This window comes from Haladaptatus sp. AB618, from assembly GCF_024136965.1.
Classification (GTDB): Archaea; Halobacteriota; Halobacteria; order Halobacteriales; family Haladaptataceae; genus Haladaptatus.
In genome coordinates, this window is the sequence record NZ_JAMYJX010000001.1 from 340,094 (window position 1) to 357,997 (window position 17,904).

Genomic DNA, 17,904 nt, shown 5'->3' on the forward strand with positions numbered 1-17,904 from the left:
CTTCTAAACCTCTGTAACGGGGAATTTTTGGCTTTTTGGTGATATTGAACCGACTCCCGGCGAAATTTGACTCCCGGTTCGCTAATTTCGACTGCCGGAATCGGGTCGGACGAGAACGATATTCAAACTGACTTCCGGAGCAGCACCGTACTCTTGTCGTCGGAACACCAATCGATACTCGACGATGCAAGCAGCCATCTATCGCGGCCCGAGCGACATCCGAATCGAAGAAACGTCCGACCCCGCTATCGAGAAATCGACGGACGCAATCGTCCGCATCACCCACACCGCCATCTGTGGGTCGGACCTCTGGTTCTACCGCGGACACCGCGACTACGAGGAGGGCGCTCCCGTCGGGCACGAACCGATGGGAATCGTCGAGGAGGTCGGCGACGACGTCCGTTCGGTCGAACCCGGCGACCGCGTGTTCGCGCCGTTCTCGATTAGCTGTGGGGAGTGTGAGTTCTGTCGGAAAGGGCTCCACACGTCGTGTGCCAACGGTGACGGCTGGGGCGGTGACAACGGCGGCGCACAGGGTGAGAAAGTCCGTGCAACTCACGCCGACGGGACGCTCGTTCTTGTTCCCGACGAGTACGCCGACGACGAAACCGTCCTCGAATCCCTCCTGCCGTTGACGGACGTGATGGGAACGGGACACCACGCCGCCGTCAGCGCAGGTGTCGAAGCGGGGGAGACCGCGGTCGTCGTCGGCGACGGCGCGGTCGGACTCTGTGGCGTCCTCGCCGCGAGACGCCTCGGGGCCGAGCGAATCATCGCGATGGGCCACCACGAGGACCGCCTCGAAATCGCCGAGGAGTTCGGCGCGACCGATGTCGTCTCCGCTCGCGGCGAGGAGGCGGTCGAGGAGGCGCGCGAACTCACCTACGGCGGTGCGAACCACGTCCTCGAATGCGTCGGCGCGGAATCCTCCATGGAAACGGCCGCCGAGGTCGCCCGCCCCGGCGGGACCATCGGCTACGTCGGCGTCCCGCAGGGCGTCGAGACGACCGGCTTTCTCGGAACGATGTTCGGAAAGAACGTCTCGCTCAAGGGCGGCGTCGCGCCGGTTCGGAACTACGCCGACGAACTCATGGCCGACGTGTTACAGGGAACCCTCGATCCATCGCCGATCTTCACGAAGACCGTCGATCTCGACGGCGTTCCCGAGGGCTATCGAGCGATGGACGAGCGCGACGCGGTGAAGGTCATGGTGCGACTCGACGAGTGACCGGTCACGACACGAACCGAGAGAAACGATCCATCCCCAACGGACTGCGATTCGTCTCATCAACGATACCACCCGACAAAAACTGTCCGTCGAATCTCAGGCGTTTTCGACTTGCTGGAGCACGTCGGGCGCGCTCTCCAACGCTTCGTCGAGTTTGTCGGCGTCGGGGCCGCCGCCCTGCGCGAAGTCGGCCGGGCCGCCGCCGCCACCGCCGACGAGGGAGGCGAGTTCACCGACGACTTCTCCGGCCTTCACCGAGGCGCCGTCCGGAACCGCGACGACGAACTGCGCACCGTCAGCACCGCTGCCGATGACCGCGATTTTACCGTCCTCGACCATCGCGTTGGCGGTGGCACGGAGTTCGTCCATGTCCGAGTCGATACGCTGGATGACGGCGGTCGTGCCACCGACCTCTATTTCCTCGCCGCCGCCCGCACCGCTGGCGCGGGCCTCGGCGAGTTGCTCTTTCAGGTCTTCTATCTGCTTGCCGCGACCCTTCCACTCCTCGAAGAAGCGCTCGGCGGTGTCGGGCACCTCGGACGGCGAAACCGCGAGCGTGTCGGCGGCCGTTCGGAGGTAGTCCTCGGTCTCCTGTGTCGCCTCGATGGCGGCGTCACCGGCGGCGAACGTGAGTCGCTCGACCCCGTCCTGCACGCGCTCCGTGTTCAGGAGTTTGATAGCGCCGACGTCGCCGGTTCGGCGGACGTGCGTCCCACCGCAGGCCTGCACGTCCTCGGCGACGTGGATGAGGCGGATGTTCGTTCCGCCGGGAATCCCACCCTGATAGAGGTCGAACCCGAACTCCTCCTCGGCCTCGTGCCGGTTGGGCCACTCCTGCTGGACCGTCGTGTTCTCCATGACGATCTCGTTGGCGAGCAGTTCGATGTGTTTGGCCGTCTCGCGATCGATGCGCTCGTAGTGGCGCACGTCGATGCGCGAACTGTCGGTTCCCTTCTGGGCACCGGCCTGTCGGATGTGGTCGCCGAGTATCTGGCGGGCCGCGTGGACGACGATGTGGGTCGCCGTGTGATGACGCATCAGTCTACGGCGGCGCTGGGCGTCGATCTTTCCGCGGACGATGGCTCCCTTATCGACGGCTTCGTCGGTCCGATGGAGGACGACGCCGTTCTCGACCTGCGTGTCCGACACCTGAACCGTCTTCTCCTCGGTCGAAAGCGTGCCGTGGTCGCCCGGTTGTCCTCCACCTTCGGGGTAAAACATCGTCTGGTCGAGGACGACGTCGTAGCCCTCCTCGCGGTCGAACACGTCGAGGACGACGGCTTCGAAGTCGGTTCGGTACTGGTCCTCGTAGTAGAGGCGCTCGGTCTTCGGCAAGTCGGTGAAGCGGTCGTCTTCGGACTCTTCTTCCTCGAAGGCTTCCCCGCTGTCGTGTCGTTCGGCGACGAGGCTGTAGAAGTCGTCCGGAATCGCCACCGACGCGCCGAACTCGTCGGCAATCTCCTCGACCATGTCGGGTTGCAACCCGTGGGAATCGTACAACTCGACGAGCGTCTCGGCCGGGATCGGCTTGCCTTCCTCGGCATGTCGCTTGGCGATGCGGCGAACGCGACGGCCACCCTGTTCGAGGGTCTCGCGGTACTTTTCGACTTCCGTCCGGACGATGTCACGGATGGTGTCGCGGTTCTGGTAGCCCAGGCGCTCGGCCTGCATGTCCACGAGTTCGTCCAGCGGTGCGTCCACGCCCGCGGTGTCACAGAGACGCTTGGTTCGCCGGAGTACCATCCGGGCGAGGTAGCCGGTCGCGACGTTGCTCGGGACGATGCCATCGCCGAACATGTAGGCGAGCGTTCGGCAGTGGTCGGCGATCGCGTAGATGGCTTCGAGCGGTTCCAGTAGCTCGACGAGTTCGGTCGTCGAGACGCCGATTTTGTCCGCGATGTTGTCGCGGGCGGCTTCCATGTCCTCGGCTTCGTCGATGTCCATGTGCCCCGCGAGCTTCGAGGCGCGGTGAACGAGTTCCTCCTCCTCGTCGGTGTGTTCGATTCCCGCGTTCTCCTTGAGGAAATCGATCATGTCGGGGTAGACGGCTTCGTACACCGTCGGCGTTCCCTGTGAAACCCACGTCCAGCGTTCGAGCCCGTACCCGGTGTCCACGATGTACGTGTCCATCGGGCTGTAACGGTTGCCGTCCTTCATCTCGTACTCGCCCTCCGGGTCCTGCTCCATCGACATGAAGACGAGCGTGGCGAGTTCGACGCCCCGGTAGATGACTTCGATAGCGGGTCCGGCGTTGCCGCCGCCGACCCACGGGTCCTCGATGTAGATGACTTCATCGAGGTTCGCACCCATCGACTCGAAGAACTCGTCGCAGTACTCGACCGTCTGGTCCTTCCAGTACACCTCTCCCTCGTACGCGTACTGCTCGGGGTCGTCGATGTCCTCCCGGGCGTTGAACGCGTGGTGGGCCATCATCTCGAAGGCCATCGTGTGTCGCCCCGTCTTCCCGACGTTGTCGATGTCCTGCATCCGGATGCAGGGTTGACTGATGGTCAGCGGGTTGGCCGGTGGTGGCGTCTCTCCGGAGGTGACCAGCGGTTGGAAGTCTGCGATAGAAGCGATAGTGAGTAGCATGTCGTCCCGCCAGCGGTTCGCCGCCACTGGGTACGGGTCGATCCGTTGGTGGTCGTTGTCTTCGAAGAAGGACAGGAACGCTTCCCGCATTTCCGCCAGCGAGTACGTCTCGTCGAAACTCGGGTTGTCGATGAATCCGTACTCCTCACACGGTGGTTCTCCGCACGTCTCTCGGTCGTGGTCACGCGTCCAGAAATGCGCTCCACATTCGGAGCATTCCTTTCGCACAAAGCCGTTTTCCTCGAAATAATCGAGGCGATACTCCTCCTCAAGTTGGCTCATTGTTGGTAGTTCTTCACCCACCGGGGCGTAAAACAGTTCCGCAACCGTGTGAGACCCCAGATACGACCGTCATCGTCCGTTCTGGCCCGAGCGGTCCTCATCGAAAAGGGGTATCTGTCAGGCGTGATCGAACAGGTCGAACAATCCTCGGAGGGCGGCAATACCTGAATCGTCGCCGTCGAGGACGTACGAGTCGAACCGTCGAATCGAGTAGCGGTAGGCGGCCGGAGGTGCGACGACACCGAGCACTGCCGCAATCGCTCCGGCGACGAGACGAACCCTTCCGGGTGAAACCTTCAGCGCGTAGCCGAGAACTCCGGTGAGGAAGTGAACCATCGAGGCGACGGAGGCGGCGGTGGAGGGCGTGATAGCGACGACGGCACCGCCGTACCCGATCATCAGCACGGCCGAATACGTGACGAAGGCCGTCTTGCTCGGGACGACCGCCCGGCGGCTTTTCGTGACGTTGACCTCGCCGAACCGGGGGAACGTCGAGCCGATTCCGATCGCGACGGCGATTCCCGCCAGTCCGAGCAGCACGCTCACCCCCGTCAACAGAATCCAGCGCGTCGGTTCGAGCGGACTCAGAAACCCGGTGAGCGCCGTGGCGACGACGATGATCGGGAGTCCCACGATGCTCGCCGCGATCATGTGGCCCTTGACGAACTGTTTGCCCTCGACGGTCGAGATGAGCGTCACCGGCAACATGGCTCCCTCGTCACCGAGCGGGTTGAGCGTCGCGCCGCCGAGTGCCCATGCCCCGTAGAAGGAGACGAGGACGGGAAGGGACCCCGTGACGTGGCCCGCCTGCACGGCGTCCTGAATCGGCCCGGTGAGGAAGAAGATCGGATAAATCACGTAGAGGAGTCGAAGCGGGGCGCGTTTCGTCCGCCGCCACACGTTTTCGACCACGGAGCGCGTCGGTCTCGACGCGATTCCGGTGAGGAAATCGGCGTTCGTTTCGTCGGCGTCGTACTGTTTGTTCTCGGGTTGGACTCGGTCGCCGTACCAGAGTCGCGTCGCCAACTGAACGTCGATGGCGGATAGGATCGGAACCCCGACGACCAGGAGGGCAACCGCGCCACCGACCCGTGCCAACGAGGGGGACGCTCCCGGGATGCCGAGCACGAGGAAGTCGCCGAGCCACGCCGTCGGCGCGTTCTGGAGTATCAGACCGAGCGATGTCATGATGTCGCCGAACGCGTTCGTTACGATGGCTCCCATATAGAGAACGAAGACGACGACCGCGATGATCGATTTGTACTGTGCGAGGACCTCCGAGCGCGCGAGTGCGAGCTTGAGCAGGAGACCGACGATGTGGCCGCTGAGCAGTGCCAGAAGTGTCAACCCGAGCAGCGCGAGAACGATGGTGATGAGCGGAAGCGGCGTCCCGAGCGACGCGCTGAGTGCGCCGCTGATCGCCAGAATGGGAATCGCACCGACGGTGACGAACCGCATGAGTTCCCCGCCGAGGAGACCACCGACCACGTCGCGGGCGGGAACCGTCGTCAGCATGCCCGCCTCGTTGTCGATACGTCCGGTTTTCCCGATGGAGCGCGAGGCAACCATCACCGAGAGACCGACCCACGCGACGGCGAATGCACCGCGTGCGCCCATCAGTATCGGTGCCGATGTCGTTCGGAGCTCACCACCCAGTTTGTACGCGAGATACGCGCCGAGAACGGTCGCGCCAGCGGGCAGGAGGAGGAAAACCCCGAACGCGAGCATCTGCACGGGATTTTTGGCGATGGCGCGGATGCTCCGTCGATACTCCATTCGGGCGATACTGGCGCTCCGGCGGGGCGTCGGCCAGTTCATTGTTCCACCGACGCCGCGGCGGGGTGTTCGCTCGTCACGTCGAGGAACACGTCTTCGAGCGTCTGTTCCTCCTCGGCCCGGTGGGTGAGTCGCTCGGGGGAGTCCTCGGCGACGAGCGACCCGTCGTACAGCACGCCGACCGTATCGGCGAGTTCCTCCACGACCGGAAGGATGTGCGTCGAGAGGAAGACGGTCATCCCGTCGTGGGTGAGTTCCGAAATAAGCTCGCGTACCGTCCGTGCCGCACGCGGGTCGAGGCCCGACGTTGGCTCGTCGAGGAAGACGACGTCGGGTTCGTGGAGGACGGTCTGGATCAGCGCCGTCTTCTGTTTCATCCCCTTCGAGTACGTCCCGACGCGTTCGTTCGCGTCGTCGAGGAGGTCGAACCGGTCGAGGAGTCGCTCGATTCGGTCGTCGGCGTCCACGCCGCGGAGACCGGCGATATACTGCAACTGCTCGTAGGCGGTGAGTTCGTCGTACAGCGGCGGCTCCTCGGGCATGTAACCGATGTGCGAAACGACGGCATCCCGATCCGTGATGGGTTCACCGGCCACGCGGGCAGTGCCGCTCGTCGGCGGCGTCAGCGTCGTCAACATTCGCATGGTCGTCGTCTTCCCCGCGCCGTTCGGCCCGAGGAATCCGTAGACGGATTCGGACGGAACGGTCAGTTCGAGGTTCGAGACGACCGTCGTATCGTCGAACCGCTTCGTCAACCCGTCCGTTTCGATGGCGGGTATCATCGTGTCGCCTCCGACCGCACGCGTTCGTCATCGATGTGGAGAGCAACGACAGCGGTGGGGACTGCGCGAACCATATCGGCTCCGTTGTACCGAGAGGTAAAAAACCCGATTGAAATGGTTGTTCACATTTCCAACCCTTTCTGATATGTATTTTCAGTTCAGCGACAGTGACGCCAGCATCGCTTCGAGTTGTACGCGCTCGTTCGCACCTTCGGTGATGCGGAAGTCGGCCTCGCCGACGCGTTCGAGGACGCGAACCGCGTCCTCGTCGTCCAACTCGAAGTCCCAAATCGAGCGGTGGAGTTGGTCGATGATATCCCCGCCCGCCATGCCGCGCTCGGTCAGCAGTTCGTCCAAGATGGAGCGTGCGCGGGTGAAATCCCCGTCGATGGCGTGCCGTACCATCTCCTTGATGTCCTCGGGGCGGGCCGTGCTGGTGATGACGAAGACGCTCTCCTCGTCCACCTGTTCGCCCATGACCGCGGCGGCTTGGAGGGCGTTGATGGCTTTGCGCATGTCGCCGTCCGCCGCGTAGACGAGGGCGTCGATGCCGTCCTCGGTGGTTTCGATTCCCTCCTCGTCGGCGATGTACCGGATTCGATCGGCGACCGCCTCGTCCGCAATCGGCCCGAACCGAAACACCGCACACCGCGACTGAATGGGGTCGATGATCTTCGAGGAGTAGTTACACGACATGATGAACCGCGTTCGCTTCGAGAACTGCTCCATCGTCCGGCGGAGGGCGGCCTGTGCGTCGCTGGTCAGGGAGTCGGCTTCGTCGAGGAAGATGATTTGGAAGTCCACCGCACCGGGGTCGTGACGGGCGAAGTTCTTGATCTGGTCACGCACGACGTCGATACCGCGCTCGTCGGAGGCGTTCAGTTCGAGGAAGTGGCTCTGCCAGCTATCGCCGTACAACTCCTTGGCGATAGCGACGGCACAGGTCGTCTTGCCGATTCCCGCCTGTCCCGAAAAAAGCAGGTTGGGCAAGTCGTTTTGCTCGATGTAGCTCGTCAGTCGAGCGGTGATGTCGTCGTGACCAGCCACCTCGTCGAGGGTCTGTGGTCGGTACTTCTCGACCCAGATGGTGCCGCGTCCGGGGACGCTTTCCGCGTCGGCCTCGCTCATGGTCCAGCAAAGGAACCTATCGTTCTTAAAGGCCCCGAGAATCTACGCTGGCGGTTCGGAATTCCGGTGGGTGACGGCCGTCGGTTAGGCCGCCGATTCCGGCGTGAAAATCCACGATTCTCGTGGATAACGACTCAATTACTATTCTCCCGGAAATCGACACCTTGGGCCATGTGCGCACTCGTAACTCGTCGTAGACTCGTTCCGATCATCGTCCTCGTGCTCCTTCTCGCCATCGCACCGGCGACGGCGGCGACGGAGCAGACGCGAACCGGTGGAACCGTCGTCGTCGGACAGGGCCAAACCGTCAGCGGTGGCCTCTCCGCAACCGCCGGGACCGTCGTGATTCGCGGCACCGTCGACGGTAATCTCGAAGCGTTTTCGGGTAACGTCCTCGTCGCCCAAACCGGAACGGTCAACGGCGACGTGTCGGCGTTCGCCGGAAACGTCCGTATCGAGGGCACCGTCAACGGAAACGTGGACGCCCAGACCGGCAACCTCGTCGTCGCGAAAAGCGCGACGGTCGGACAATCACTCGACGGAGCCTCGGGTTACACCCTGATTGCGGGAACGGTCAACGGCGACGCTCAAGTCGCGGGCGATACGCTCACGCTCGCCAACTCGGCGAACGTCGGCGGCAACCTCGTGTACGACGTGAACAAATTCAACCGGCAAAGCGGCGCGACCGTCGGCGGAACCGTCCGGCAGGACGAGTCGTTGACCGACGGCGGTCCCTCGCCGATACCGAAAATCCCCGGTTGGGTCGGCGCGGTGTACGGCTTCTTCGTGAATCTCCTGCTCGGAATCGTGCTGCTGGCGCTGTTCCCGACGTTCTCCGATAGCGTCGCGGACAACGGCCGAACCAACCCGTTGTTCTCCATCGGGGTCGGCATCCTCTTTCTCGTCCTCGTCCCCATCGTCCTTCTCGTCTTCGCCATCACCGTAATCGGGATTCCCATCTCGATTCTCGGTGCCATCGTCTTCGCCATCTTCCTCTGGATCGCGTCCGTCTACGGGTCGCTCACACTCGGTGTCTGGTTGCTCTCGCTCGCCGACTCGGGTGGACACTGGCTTGGATTGATTCTCGGTCTGTTCGTGGTCGCAATCCTCTCCCGAATCCCGGTCGTCGGTGGAATCTTCACCTTCGTCGTCCTGCTGTTGGGTCTCGGGGCGCTGGCCGCCGCCCTCTGGTCGCGCTATCGCGGACGGCGGAACACACCGGAGTACATGGAAGCCCCCACAGGCGGTGACGAGGAGACGCCCGCAGACTAACTTTTAGAGCGTCCTACTGATTCTCAACACTCTCCATCGACTTCCCGCTCGAACCTGTCGATGAACGTCTCCACGAACGCCCGTCGTTCGTCGGCCACGCGTCGACCGGCGTCGGTGTACATCCGCGACGGAAGTCGGAGAATCTTCCTGTGGAAGTGGTTCATCGACGTCGCACCCGCCCGCGTTTCGTCGTCGTCGAGCGGCAGGTCGGGGTCGTGTATGGGTTCGCCGTGTTCCCCGCCGTAACAGAAGTTTCGCGCGATACCGACGGCACCGAGCGCGTCGAGGTTGTCCGCGTCGGACAGCAGTTTCGCCTCCAGCGTCTCGGGTTCCACGTCGTTCGAGAATCGGTGGGCGCGGATGCAGTGCTGAACGGCACGGATTTCGTGCTCCGTCGCCCCGAACTCCGCGAGAATCCCTTCGGCCTCCTCGGCACCCCACTCGGCGTGGTCCTCGATTTCGCCGCGGTCCTCGCGCCCCCGGCCGATGTCGTGCAACCAGACCGCCGAGAAGAGGATTCGCTTGTCCGGGTCGTCCTCCGCGGCGAGCGTTTCGGCGAGATTGGCGACCCGTTGAACGTGATGCCAGTCGTGTGCGGGGGCGACGTTCTCGAAGTAGGTTTTCGCACGGGGTCGGACCGCCTCGGGAAGGGTTTCCGTCATGGTTCGTCTCCCCTGTCGATGGTTGTGACGATGCCATGAAACCCTTGTTTTCGATTCACTCGAACGGGATTACATCGCGTCTTCGAGGGCCGCCCGAAGTGGGGTGGCGTCCCACTGCTCGTCGTAGCGTTCCCCGTTGATGAAGAACGTCGGCGTTCCGATCACGCCGCTTTGAGCACCCGAAATGATATCTTCGTGAACTCGGTCGCGGTACGCGTGTCGTTCGAGGTCGTCGTCGAACCGAGCGAGATCGAGGTCGAGGGTTGCGGCGGCATCCTGCAATTCTGTTTCCCCTATCTCATCCGGTACCTCGAAGAGCAGGTCGTGCATCTCCCAAAACTTCCCCTGTGTCGCCGCCGCTTCCGCCGCTTCCGCTGCCTCCTCCGCGTGCGGATGCAACTGTGAAAGCGGGAAATGCCGAAAGACGAACCGCACTTGATCGTCCATCGTCCGTCTCAGTTCTTTCACCGCCTGCTGTGCACCTTCACAGTACGAGCACTCGTAATCACCGTATTCGACGAGTGTGACGGGTGCACCGTCGACTCCATCGATGTGGTCGTTCCGATTAACCGGTACAGCAAGCTGTGAGACACGTGATTGGCTCATGGTTCCCCGTCTACCCTACCGCTAGCATCGGTCATAGACCTATCTCACGGACGAGAATACGGTCACTGAAAATCGCGATCCGGAGGTTATCTCGCGAACAACTGCCGAGCGTCGTCCACCGCTTCGACCAGTTTATCGACCTCTTCGCGGGTGTTGTAGATGTAGAAAGATGCCCGCGCGGAGGCGGCGACGCCGAGTTTGTCGTGAAGCGGTTGGGTGCAGTGGTCTCCGGCGCGGATGGCGACGGCGTGGTCGTTGAGGATGCTGGAGAGGTCGTGGGCGTGAACGCCGTCCACGTTGAACGAGACGAGACCGCCGCGGTCGTCGCCCGGCGGGCCGTAAATCTCCACGTCGCCCTCCTCGGTCAGGCGGTCGTAGGCGTATTCGGCGAGTCCCTCCTCGTGGCGCTGGATGCGCTCCATGCCGATGTCGTCGAGGTAGTCCGCGGCGGCGGCCATGGCGATTCCCTGCGCGATGTTCGGCGTTCCTGCCTCGAACTTCCACGGCAGGTCCTCCCACGTCGAATCCTCGTAGGTGACTTTCCGGATCATCTCGCCGCCGTAGAGGTACGGTTCCATCTCCTCCAGGATGTGCTCCTTGCCGTACAGGCCGCCGATGCCGGTCGGCCCCGCCATCTTGTGGCCGGAGAAGGCGTAGAAGTCGGCGTCGATGGCCTCGACGTCCACGGGGCGGTTCGGGACGGCCTGTGCGCCGTCGACGAAGATGAGGGCGTCGTGGTCGTGTGCGATGTCCGCGAGTTCGCCGACGGGGTTCGCCGTTCCGAGCGTGTTCGAGACGTGGACGACACTGAGCATCTTCGTGTCGTCGGTGATGAGTTCCGCGGCGGCGTCCATGTCGAGATATCCCTGCTCGTTCACGGGGATGTACTTCACGTCCGCGCCGGTCTTCTTGGCGAGTTGCTGCCACGTCACGAGCGACGCGTGGTGTTCCATCTCGGTGAGGACGACTTCGTCGCCCGGGCCGAGTTCGTTCAGTCCCCACGCGTAGGCGACGAGGTTCTCGGATTCGGTCGTGTTCTTCGTGAACACCATCTCCTCGCGCCCGCTCGCGCCGATGAACTCGGCCATGCGGTCGTGAGCCTCCTCGTAGGCGATGGAGGCCTCCTGGCTCAACTGGTGGATGCCGCGGTGGACGTTCGCGTTGTAGTTTCGGTAGTAGTCGCTGATGGTATCGACGACTTGGTCGGGCGTTTGGGTCGTCGCCGCGTTGTCGAGATACACCACCTGCTTGCCGTTGAACTCCCGCTGAAGGATCGGGAAGTCCTCCCGGATGCGTTCGACATCCAGCGTGTCGGACTGCTGTGATTCCATTAGGTATTGATTGGAGTTCGAGTGGGAACACTTCTTCGGTCTCCCCAAGCCCCACCGCTATCTGATTCGGCCTTCCGGCTGGCAACGTACGTTAAGACCCTTCAGTTCATAGGTCCGCTATGGTTTCGAAACGACGCTTGGTCGGCAATCTACTCTTTCTCGCCCTCCTGTTCGTCGGCCTCTTTCACACGTTTCTGACAGTGGCATTCCACGCTGGCTACCTACCGGTCGCCATCGGAACGGTCGTCGCTTCCCTCCTCTGTCTCATCGCGGTGAACGTTCCGGCGTATCTCGATTAGTCGATTGGTCGAATAGAAGTAACAGCCCGGTTTTCCGCGCTTACATCCGCAGGAACTGCGCGTGTCGAGTGGAGTCGAATTCGAGGACGTTTGTCTCGTCCACGAACCCGGCGTCCACCGCGAGCGCCACGGCGTCGGTGCCGACGATGTTGGCCACGTTGGCCCGCGTGAGGCTGCTTACGACTTCGTCCTCGTCGGCCTCGTCGCCGCCGTAGAACTCCTCGCTGACGGTGAACGAGAGGTCGCCGTTTTCGAATGTCTCGCCCAACACGTCGTCGTCACAGACCGCGACCAGCAGCCCTTCGCCCGTGTCGCGCTCCTTGAGTATCATTCCTGGATCAACTCTTCCTCGGCCTCCCGTCGCATCTCCTCGGCTTCCTCGGCGAGCTTTTCGGCTTCCTCGTCCTCGCCCAACTCCTCTAGCGCACGGGCCTTCTCCTCGATGACCTGCGCGTTCCGGAAGCCGAGGCGGATCGCGTTGTCGAAGCAGTTCACCGAATCTTCGAGTAGCCCGCGTTCGAGCAGGAAGAACCCGCGGTTGAACCACGCTTGCGGGAACCGCTGGTCGATCTCGACCGCCCGCTCGGAGTGTTCGAGCGCCTGCTCCGTTCGGCCGGATTCCCAGAGCGCGTACGCGAGGTTCGTCTCCGCCGTCGCGGCGTGTTCGCTGTCGTCGTCGATGTGCAGCGCTTCGCGGTACGCGCCGATGGCCTCGTCCCACTCCTCCAGTTCTGCGTGGGCAACGCCTTTGTTCGCCCAGGCTTCCTGTGCGTCGAGGGAGTCCTCGTCGGCGAACCGCGCCGCCCGCTCGAACGTCTCGGTCGCCTGCTCGAAGCGGTTGATCTGCATGTAGCTCAGCCCGACCTCCATGAGGTCGGAAACCGAAACCCTGTCCCGCGGAATCGCCTGCTGGTCGAGGAGGTCGGTCACGACTCGGGAGTCCACCGGGTCCACCTCGTCCGGATTCACTTCGAGTTCCGGCGGGTCCAAGTCGAACTCATCGTACGGGTCGTCGAAGCCTTGTCCCTCGGAGAATTTGTGACTTCGCTCGTCGGTCATTACATCCCGCTTGGTGCGGCGCACTGTTAAGGACTGCGCCACGAGGACGGCGAGAATCGAGATTCTGGGTGGTGGTCACTGAAGGGCATTCCAATCAAAATCAACCACGTCGCTTTCAGTCGTCCAATCGCGCCAACACGGCTTCCGGATCGTAGCGCAGCGACAGCGACCGCGACCGCCCGCGGCCATCGACGTTGGTGTAGGTTGCGTCGATGATGCCGAGTTGGTCGAGTTTGTTGATGATCTCCGAGTAGCGGGTGTAGCCCAAGTCGGTCTGGTCGTGGAACACGTCGTACACCTCACCCGCCTGCTCGCCGTCGTGTTCGGCGATGACGCGGACGAGGGTGACCTCGTGGTCGCTCAGGGCGTGCAGGCTGTGCGAGAGGTGGACGAACTTGGACTTCTCGTAAGCGTCCTCCACGTCCTGCGAACTCACGGTTCGACTGGCGCGCATCTCGGCGTTCAGCCCCGCCCGCCGGAGCAGATCGATGCCGACGCGCAGGTCGCCGCTCTCGGACGTGAGTTCCGCGACGCGCTCCAGCACGTCGGGGCCGATGACGCCGTCGTGGAACCCGCGCTTGACGCGCTCGCCGAGGATGTCGATTATCTCCTGGCGGTCGTACACCGGGAAGTACACGTCCTCGGGCCTGAAGACGCTCTGCACGCGGGTGTCCAGTTCCTCGATGACGTCGAGGTTGAGGTCGGAGGAGATGACGAGAACACCGATCTTCGCCCCGCTGTGGGCCTCGTGAGCGCGGAGAAGCGAATACAGCGTGTCCGACGCTTCTCCCTCGTAGAACAGGTAGTTCACGTCGTCCAGCGCGACGACCAGCACCTCGTCCTCTTCCACCAGTTTGTCCGTGATCTGGCGGAACAGCTTCTTGAACGAAATGCCGCTGGACGGCGGTTCGTAGTCGAAGATACCCTCGAAGATGCGCGAGAAAATCGCATAGCGCGTCGAATCGACCTGACAGTTGACGCGAACCGTCCGTACGTCCGTCTGGGCCGATAGCTCGTCGAACAGTTTCTGGACGGACGTCGTCTTGCCAGTCCCCGGCGGCCCGCGCGCCATCACGTTGAGTGGGCGCGACCCGCGAACTGCTGGCCGAAGCGCGTATTGGAGGCCCTGTGTCTGGGATTCCCGATGTTTGAACGTCTCGGGCACGTAGTCGATTTCGAAGACGTGCTCCTCGCGGAACACCGACTCGTCCCACGACAACATCCCCTCCTCGGGGTCGTCTGCCATCACTTTCACCACGCTTCCGTAGCTACTTAATCCTTCGCCAGCGACAAAAGAGGTCGAACACAGGCGTTTGAGCTATCAGATCTGCTCTATTGCACCTTGGACGTCATTTCTGTCCATCGACATACCGTGCTTTTCCTGGGCGTGTTCCTGCACCATATCGATGATTTCTTGCTCATCGTTCGCCCGTACCATAAAGTCACAATCCTGTTGCGTACATTCGAATTCTTGTGCCATGATGAATCTCCCCCCGTTTCGGGGCACAAACGGGAACGGTATGCTGATAGGTAACCGTTCTGGCTGTCGAAACGAGGAGAAGCGGTCAATCACGCTCGCTCACAGGACCCGTAACACGAGGCCAGCAGTGGATAGCACCGCCCCCAGAACGGCACAGTAAGTCAGTGGGCTTTTCGCGGCGGGTCCCCCCGCCTCGTCCGGCCGAAGCGTACCGTAAATGCCACCGACTATGATTCCGAGGGCGGCGACGCCGGTCACGAGCGATACGACGGTGAGGGTTCCCGGAAGCGATTCGGCGACCCACCGTATCGAGACACTGATTCCGTACACCGTAAGAGCGACCCAAAAAACCCGCGACGAGGACATATTCATCTAATTATCCAGCCAACCGAAAGTACGTTCCGGAGGGTCACATCCCGTAGTTGGCAACGACCTCTAGTCGAACTTCTCCAACAGGCGCTCGTAAAAGCCGTTTTCGCCCCCGTCAGCCAGTTTCTCGACGATCAGTTCGGGTGTCGAACGAGCGAGGTGGTCCTTGACCGGCGAGCGCTCCACCACGAGTTCTCCATCGACCAACCCCTTCGCTTCGATTCCATCGACCGCGACGGCGTAGTTCGCCACGGCCCGAATCTCGTCGGCGAGATGGGAGACGAACACGCCGGTCACGTCGCGCTCGCCGAGTTCCTCCAGAATTCCAGCGATGATCTTCGCGCTCGCGCCGGGTTCCGTGATGCTTTCGAGTTCGTCCACCAGCACGAGTCTGCCCGTCTCCCCGTCGGCGAGGGCGGCGAATTGTCGGAGCGTGCTCTCGAACGCGCCAGCGTCCAAGGTGCCCTGCGTCTTCCCGTGATAGTGCAGCTCCTCGAACCGCCGTAGTCGAACCGACTCGGCGGGAACCGGCAGGCCCATGTGGGCGAGGATGACGACGAGCGCCACCAGATCCAGCGTCGATGTCTTCCCGCCGCTGTTGACGCCCGAGAGCAGTGCCACGCTTGACACACCGTAATCCACGGGTTCCACGTCCTCGAACGCCACGTCGAGGAGCGGCGAGCGCCCGCCGACGATGTCGAAGCCGTCGCCGTCGAATTCCGGCATCGTGCAGTCGAAGTCGCGGGCGAACCGCGCGACGGCCAACTCCACGTCCAGTTCGAGCGTGGCGCGAACCAGTTCTCTCGCCGCCTCCCGTTCGTCCGCGAGTTCACGCGCGAGTTCGCGCTTGTGCCGCGCCGCGCGTCGTGATTTCTCGGCGGTCAGTTGCTCCCGAAGCCGGGAAATCACGCCCTCGTCGTGCTCGACGGGAAACGTCGGGTCGTCCGAGAACGCCTGTCGCGCGAGTTCGGTTTCGCCCGCGTCCAGCGCCAACGTCTCGACCAGTTGTTCACGGGCGGCGTCGACCGCATCGTCGTACTCGTCGGTCAGTTCGCGCGAGAGGAGCGAATCCACCCCAGCGCCGCGTTCGACCAGCGAGAGTAGGTCGGAGCCCTCGATGGTCACGTCCCGCTCCCGAATCGCCTCGCGGAGTCGGTCGTTGGCGACGTTCTCGGCCATCGAGACGGCGGCGTCCAGATCCGAAATCGCGTCGGTCAACCGGGAGAGTTCCTCGTCGCCCGTCACGCCGCCGTCCGCGGTGACGCGGGCCAACGCGGATTCGAGTCCGTCGATGTCGAGCGGTGCATCCAATCCCGCGACGCGATGGACCTCGGCGGCCGCGAGTAACGTCTCCCGATTCTCGGCGAAGAAGGCCAGCGGTCGTTCGGGAACGAGTTCCGCCGGGGTGTCCAACGCGTCGGGTTCGACGCGAACGTCGCCGTCGATGGCGACGCCCGTGAACGCCTCGTCCAGCGCGACGACGGTCGAATAGCCGCGTGCGAGTTCCGCCAGTTCCCGCGTGTCCTCCACGACCTCTATCGGCAGTTCCGGGACCGCCTCGCGCGCTTCCGCGTAGCGTTCGGCATCCGTCGTCGCCAGACAGCGGTCGTTGACTCGAACCCCTCGCGGACTCGACAGCGGTTCGACGCCCGCCAACGCGTCGCGTACGTCCGCCGTCGGCGTGCGGTCCATCGCACGGCGGGTGAACTCGTGGACTTCCTCGATTCGTGACGCCGTCGAACTCGGGTACAGCGTTTCGAGGCGCTTCTCGGCGTACGTCGTGACGGCGCGCGCTTGCACCAAGGAAAGCACGTCGCGGTACAGTTCGCGCGCCCTGTCGGTTGCGAGAAAGCCGCCCTCGTCGTCGTGTCGAATCCTGATGGCACCGCGCGCGATGGCGGCGGCGCGTCCTTCCGTGATGCCCGGCGCTCGCGCGAGCGTGGCGACGTCGCCGGTCTCCAGCGCTCGCTCGGCGTTATCCAGTTCCGCGAGCGCGTCGGCCGTCTTCGCACCGACGCCGGGTACCGCCTCGAACTCCATTCGCTCCGTGATATTGCGGCATACATAAAAAACGTTCCCGACGCGTACCGATCGACGGTCGTCCGTTCCCGAGAGCAGTCGGATCGGTGGAATTCGATGTACTGTCCCCCTCCAAGTGTTTTTGCCGGTCCACAACAATCACGAGGTATGCCGACCCTCTCGGAGAAACTGACAGCCGCGAAAGCCGACCTCGCGGACCGTGACGGCGTCCTCGTCGCGTTCAGCGGCGGCGTCGATTCGAGCGTCGTCGCCGCCATCGCACACGACGCGCTGGGCGACGACGCCGTCGCCTGTACCGCGAAGAGCGAAACATTGCCGGAAGCCGAACTCGCGGATGCAAAGCGAGTCGCCGATGAGATCGGCATCCGCCACGAAATCGCCGAGTTCAGCGAGTTGGACGACCCGAACTTCGTCGAGAACGACGACGAGCGATGTTATCACTGCCGGACGATGCGCCTCGGTTCGATGTTCGAGGCGGCGGCGAAACTCGACATCGGGGTCGTCTGCGACGGGACGAACGCGGACGACGTGAGCGCGGGTCACCGCCCCGGCCTCCGCGCCGTCGAGGAACTCGACGCCTACTCGCCGCTCCTCCAGCACGACATCTCGAAATCGGAGGTGCGCGAAATCGCCGAGCGGTACGACCTCTCGGTCGCCGACAAACCCGCGATGGCGTGTCTCTCCTCCCGAATTCCGACCGGATTGGAAGTGACCGAGGAGCGACTTTCGCGCATCGAGCGCGCCGAAACCCTCCTTCGCCAGTGGGGATTCACCCAGTTTCGCGTCCGCGACCACGACGGACTCGCCCGGATCGAACTCGGCGAGGCGGAACTGTCGCGGGCGCTGGACGAGGAGTTCGTTCGCGCCGCCCGCGACCACTTCGCGGACCTCGGTTTCGACCACGTCACGCTCGACCTACACGGTTATCGGACTGGAAGTGTGAGCCCGGAGGGCGATGTTCACTCGGCGACTGGCGAGTGAACATCGAAGAGCGAACG

At 63.2% G+C, this 17,904-nt stretch carries 17 protein-coding genes; 4 read left to right on the top strand and 13 right to left on the bottom strand.

Annotation, left to right across the window (positions count from 1 at the left end):
* Window positions 1-184 precede the first annotated feature (184 nt).
* Window positions 185-1,228 (top strand): zinc-dependent alcohol dehydrogenase family protein, encoded by a 1,044-nt coding sequence (locus NKF26_RS01765; RefSeq protein WP_253225021.1) that lies wholly within the window; start codon window positions 185-187, stop codon window positions 1,226-1,228.
* A gap of 96 nt (window positions 1,229-1,324) precedes the next feature.
* On the opposite strand, the gene alaS is transcribed toward NKF26_RS01765, so the two are convergent.
* The 4 genes from alaS to NKF26_RS01785 all read right to left on the bottom strand — a co-directional run bounded on the left by alaS (window position 1,325) and on the right by NKF26_RS01785 (window position 7,788).
* A complete protein-coding gene (gene alaS / locus NKF26_RS01770; protein WP_253225022.1) occupies window positions 1,325-4,102 on the bottom strand; it encodes an alanine--tRNA ligase in 2,778 nt (925 codons plus the stop codon).
* Window positions 4,103-4,219: 117 nt separating this feature from the next.
* Complete coding sequence (locus tag NKF26_RS01775; RefSeq protein ID WP_253233940.1) at window positions 4,220-5,920, bottom strand: hypothetical protein; 1,701 nt, start codon at window positions 5,918-5,920, stop codon at window positions 4,220-4,222.
* A complete protein-coding gene (locus NKF26_RS01780; protein WP_253225024.1) occupies window positions 5,917-6,660 on the bottom strand; it encodes an ABC transporter ATP-binding protein in 744 nt (247 codons plus the stop codon). The genes NKF26_RS01775 and NKF26_RS01780 overlap by 4 nt, the downstream gene beginning before the upstream one ends.
* A gap of 153 nt (window positions 6,661-6,813) precedes the next feature.
* The gene (locus NKF26_RS01785) at window positions 6,814-7,788 is read right to left on the bottom strand and encodes a replication factor C small subunit (RefSeq protein WP_253225025.1); all 975 of its coding nucleotides are present in this window, start codon (window positions 7,786-7,788) and stop codon (window positions 6,814-6,816) included.
* A gap of 171 nt (window positions 7,789-7,959) precedes the next feature.
* Between NKF26_RS01785 and NKF26_RS01790 the strand changes: the two genes are divergently transcribed.
* Entirely contained in the window at window positions 7,960-9,060 is a 1,101-nt protein-coding gene (locus NKF26_RS01790; protein WP_253233941.1) for a polymer-forming cytoskeletal protein, read from the top strand.
* A gap of 23 nt (window positions 9,061-9,083) precedes the next feature.
* On the opposite strand, the gene NKF26_RS01795 is transcribed toward NKF26_RS01790, so the two are convergent.
* The 3 genes from NKF26_RS01795 to NKF26_RS01805 form a co-directional block, all read right to left on the bottom strand.
* On the bottom strand, window positions 9,084-9,722 hold the full coding sequence (locus NKF26_RS01795; RefSeq protein ID WP_253233942.1) for an HD domain-containing protein: 639 nt from the start codon (window positions 9,720-9,722) through the stop codon (window positions 9,084-9,086).
* Between the two features lie 69 nt (window positions 9,723-9,791).
* A complete protein-coding gene (locus NKF26_RS01800) occupies window positions 9,792-10,328 on the bottom strand; it encodes a DsbA family protein (protein ID WP_253225027.1) in 537 nt (178 codons plus the stop codon).
* Between the two features lie 86 nt (window positions 10,329-10,414).
* Window positions 10,415-11,659 (bottom strand): aminotransferase class V-fold PLP-dependent enzyme, encoded by a 1,245-nt coding sequence (locus tag NKF26_RS01805; RefSeq protein WP_253225028.1) that lies wholly within the window; start codon window positions 11,657-11,659, stop codon window positions 10,415-10,417.
* 119 nt (window positions 11,660-11,778) lie between these two features.
* Between NKF26_RS01805 and NKF26_RS01810 the strand changes: the two genes are divergently transcribed.
* Window positions 11,779-11,958, top strand: coding sequence for a hypothetical protein (locus tag NKF26_RS01810; RefSeq protein ID WP_253225029.1), 180 nt, complete (start codon window positions 11,779-11,781; stop codon window positions 11,956-11,958).
* A gap of 40 nt (window positions 11,959-11,998) precedes the next feature.
* Here the strand turns inward: NKF26_RS01810 and NKF26_RS01815 are convergent, their stop codons facing one another.
* The 6 genes from NKF26_RS01815 to NKF26_RS01840 all read right to left on the bottom strand — a co-directional run bounded on the left by NKF26_RS01815 (window position 11,999) and on the right by NKF26_RS01840 (window position 16,906).
* Window positions 11,999-12,289 (bottom strand): DUF424 domain-containing protein, encoded by a 291-nt coding sequence (locus NKF26_RS01815; protein ID WP_253225030.1) that lies wholly within the window; start codon window positions 12,287-12,289, stop codon window positions 11,999-12,001.
* Complete coding sequence (locus NKF26_RS01820; protein WP_253225031.1) at window positions 12,286-13,017, bottom strand: tetratricopeptide repeat protein; 732 nt, start codon at window positions 13,015-13,017, stop codon at window positions 12,286-12,288. The genes NKF26_RS01815 and NKF26_RS01820 overlap by 4 nt, the downstream gene beginning before the upstream one ends.
* 115 nt (window positions 13,018-13,132) lie before the next feature.
* Window positions 13,133-14,263: an ORC1-type DNA replication protein gene (locus NKF26_RS01825; RefSeq protein WP_253225032.1), complete on the bottom strand. Its 1,131-nt coding sequence runs from the start codon at window positions 14,261-14,263 to the stop codon at window positions 13,133-13,135.
* A 75-nt stretch (window positions 14,264-14,338) separates the two neighbouring features.
* The gene (locus tag NKF26_RS01830) at window positions 14,339-14,497 is read right to left on the bottom strand and encodes a DUF1059 domain-containing protein (protein WP_082837713.1); all 159 of its coding nucleotides are present in this window, start codon (window positions 14,495-14,497) and stop codon (window positions 14,339-14,341) included.
* Between the two features lie 99 nt (window positions 14,498-14,596).
* Window positions 14,597-14,863 (bottom strand): hypothetical protein, encoded by a 267-nt coding sequence (locus tag NKF26_RS01835; protein ID WP_253225033.1) that lies wholly within the window; start codon window positions 14,861-14,863, stop codon window positions 14,597-14,599.
* A gap of 69 nt (window positions 14,864-14,932) precedes the next feature.
* Window positions 14,933-16,906, bottom strand: coding sequence for an endonuclease MutS2 (locus NKF26_RS01840; protein WP_253225034.1), 1,974 nt, complete (start codon window positions 16,904-16,906; stop codon window positions 14,933-14,935).
* A 147-nt stretch (window positions 16,907-17,053) separates the two neighbouring features.
* Here NKF26_RS01840 and larE point away from each other — a divergent pair, with 147 nt between their 5' ends.
* Window positions 17,054-17,887, top strand: coding sequence for an ATP-dependent sacrificial sulfur transferase LarE (gene larE / locus NKF26_RS01845; protein WP_253225035.1), 834 nt, complete (start codon window positions 17,054-17,056; stop codon window positions 17,885-17,887).
* Window positions 17,888-17,904 lie beyond the last annotated feature (17 nt).

What these genes read in the sequence shown, in the direction of transcription:
- NKF26_RS01765 (WP_253225021.1), top strand. Translation starts at nt 185, where the DNA reads ATGCAAGCAGCCATCTATCGCGGCCCGAGCGACATCCGAATCGAAGAA.
- alaS (WP_253225022.1), bottom strand. Translation starts at nt 4,102, where the DNA reads ATGAGCCAACTTGAGGAGGAGTATCGCCTCGATTATTTCGAGGAAAAC.
- NKF26_RS01775 (WP_253233940.1), bottom strand. Translation starts at nt 5,920, where the DNA reads ATGAACTGGCCGACGCCCCGCCGGAGCGCCAGTATCGCCCGAATGGAG.
- NKF26_RS01780 (WP_253225024.1), bottom strand. Translation starts at nt 6,660, where the DNA reads ATGATACCCGCCATCGAAACGGACGGGTTGACGAAGCGGTTCGACGAT.
- NKF26_RS01785 (WP_253225025.1), bottom strand. Translation starts at nt 7,788, where the DNA reads ATGAGCGAGGCCGACGCGGAAAGCGTCCCCGGACGCGGCACCATCTGG.
- NKF26_RS01790 (WP_253233941.1), top strand. Translation starts at nt 7,960, where the DNA reads ATGTGCGCACTCGTAACTCGTCGTAGACTCGTTCCGATCATCGTCCTC.
- NKF26_RS01795 (WP_253233942.1), bottom strand. Translation starts at nt 9,722, where the DNA reads ATGACGGAAACCCTTCCCGAGGCGGTCCGACCCCGTGCGAAAACCTAC.
- NKF26_RS01800 (WP_253225027.1), bottom strand. Translation starts at nt 10,328, where the DNA reads ATGAGCCAATCACGTGTCTCACAGCTTGCTGTACCGGTTAATCGGAAC.
- NKF26_RS01805 (WP_253225028.1), bottom strand. Translation starts at nt 11,659, where the DNA reads ATGGAATCACAGCAGTCCGACACGCTGGATGTCGAACGCATCCGGGAG.
- NKF26_RS01810 (WP_253225029.1), top strand. Translation starts at nt 11,779, where the DNA reads ATGGTTTCGAAACGACGCTTGGTCGGCAATCTACTCTTTCTCGCCCTC.
- NKF26_RS01815 (WP_253225030.1), bottom strand. Translation starts at nt 12,289, where the DNA reads ATGATACTCAAGGAGCGCGACACGGGCGAAGGGCTGCTGGTCGCGGTC.
- NKF26_RS01820 (WP_253225031.1), bottom strand. Translation starts at nt 13,017, where the DNA reads ATGACCGACGAGCGAAGTCACAAATTCTCCGAGGGACAAGGCTTCGAC.
- NKF26_RS01825 (WP_253225032.1), bottom strand. Translation starts at nt 14,263, where the DNA reads ATGGCAGACGACCCCGAGGAGGGGATGTTGTCGTGGGACGAGTCGGTG.
- NKF26_RS01830 (WP_082837713.1), bottom strand. Translation starts at nt 14,497, where the DNA reads ATGGCACAAGAATTCGAATGTACGCAACAGGATTGTGACTTTATGGTA.
- NKF26_RS01835 (WP_253225033.1), bottom strand. Translation starts at nt 14,863, where the DNA reads ATGTCCTCGTCGCGGGTTTTTTGGGTCGCTCTTACGGTGTACGGAATC.
- NKF26_RS01840 (WP_253225034.1), bottom strand. Translation starts at nt 16,906, where the DNA reads ATGGAGTTCGAGGCGGTACCCGGCGTCGGTGCGAAGACGGCCGACGCG.
- larE (WP_253225035.1), top strand. Translation starts at nt 17,054, where the DNA reads ATGCCGACCCTCTCGGAGAAACTGACAGCCGCGAAAGCCGACCTCGCG.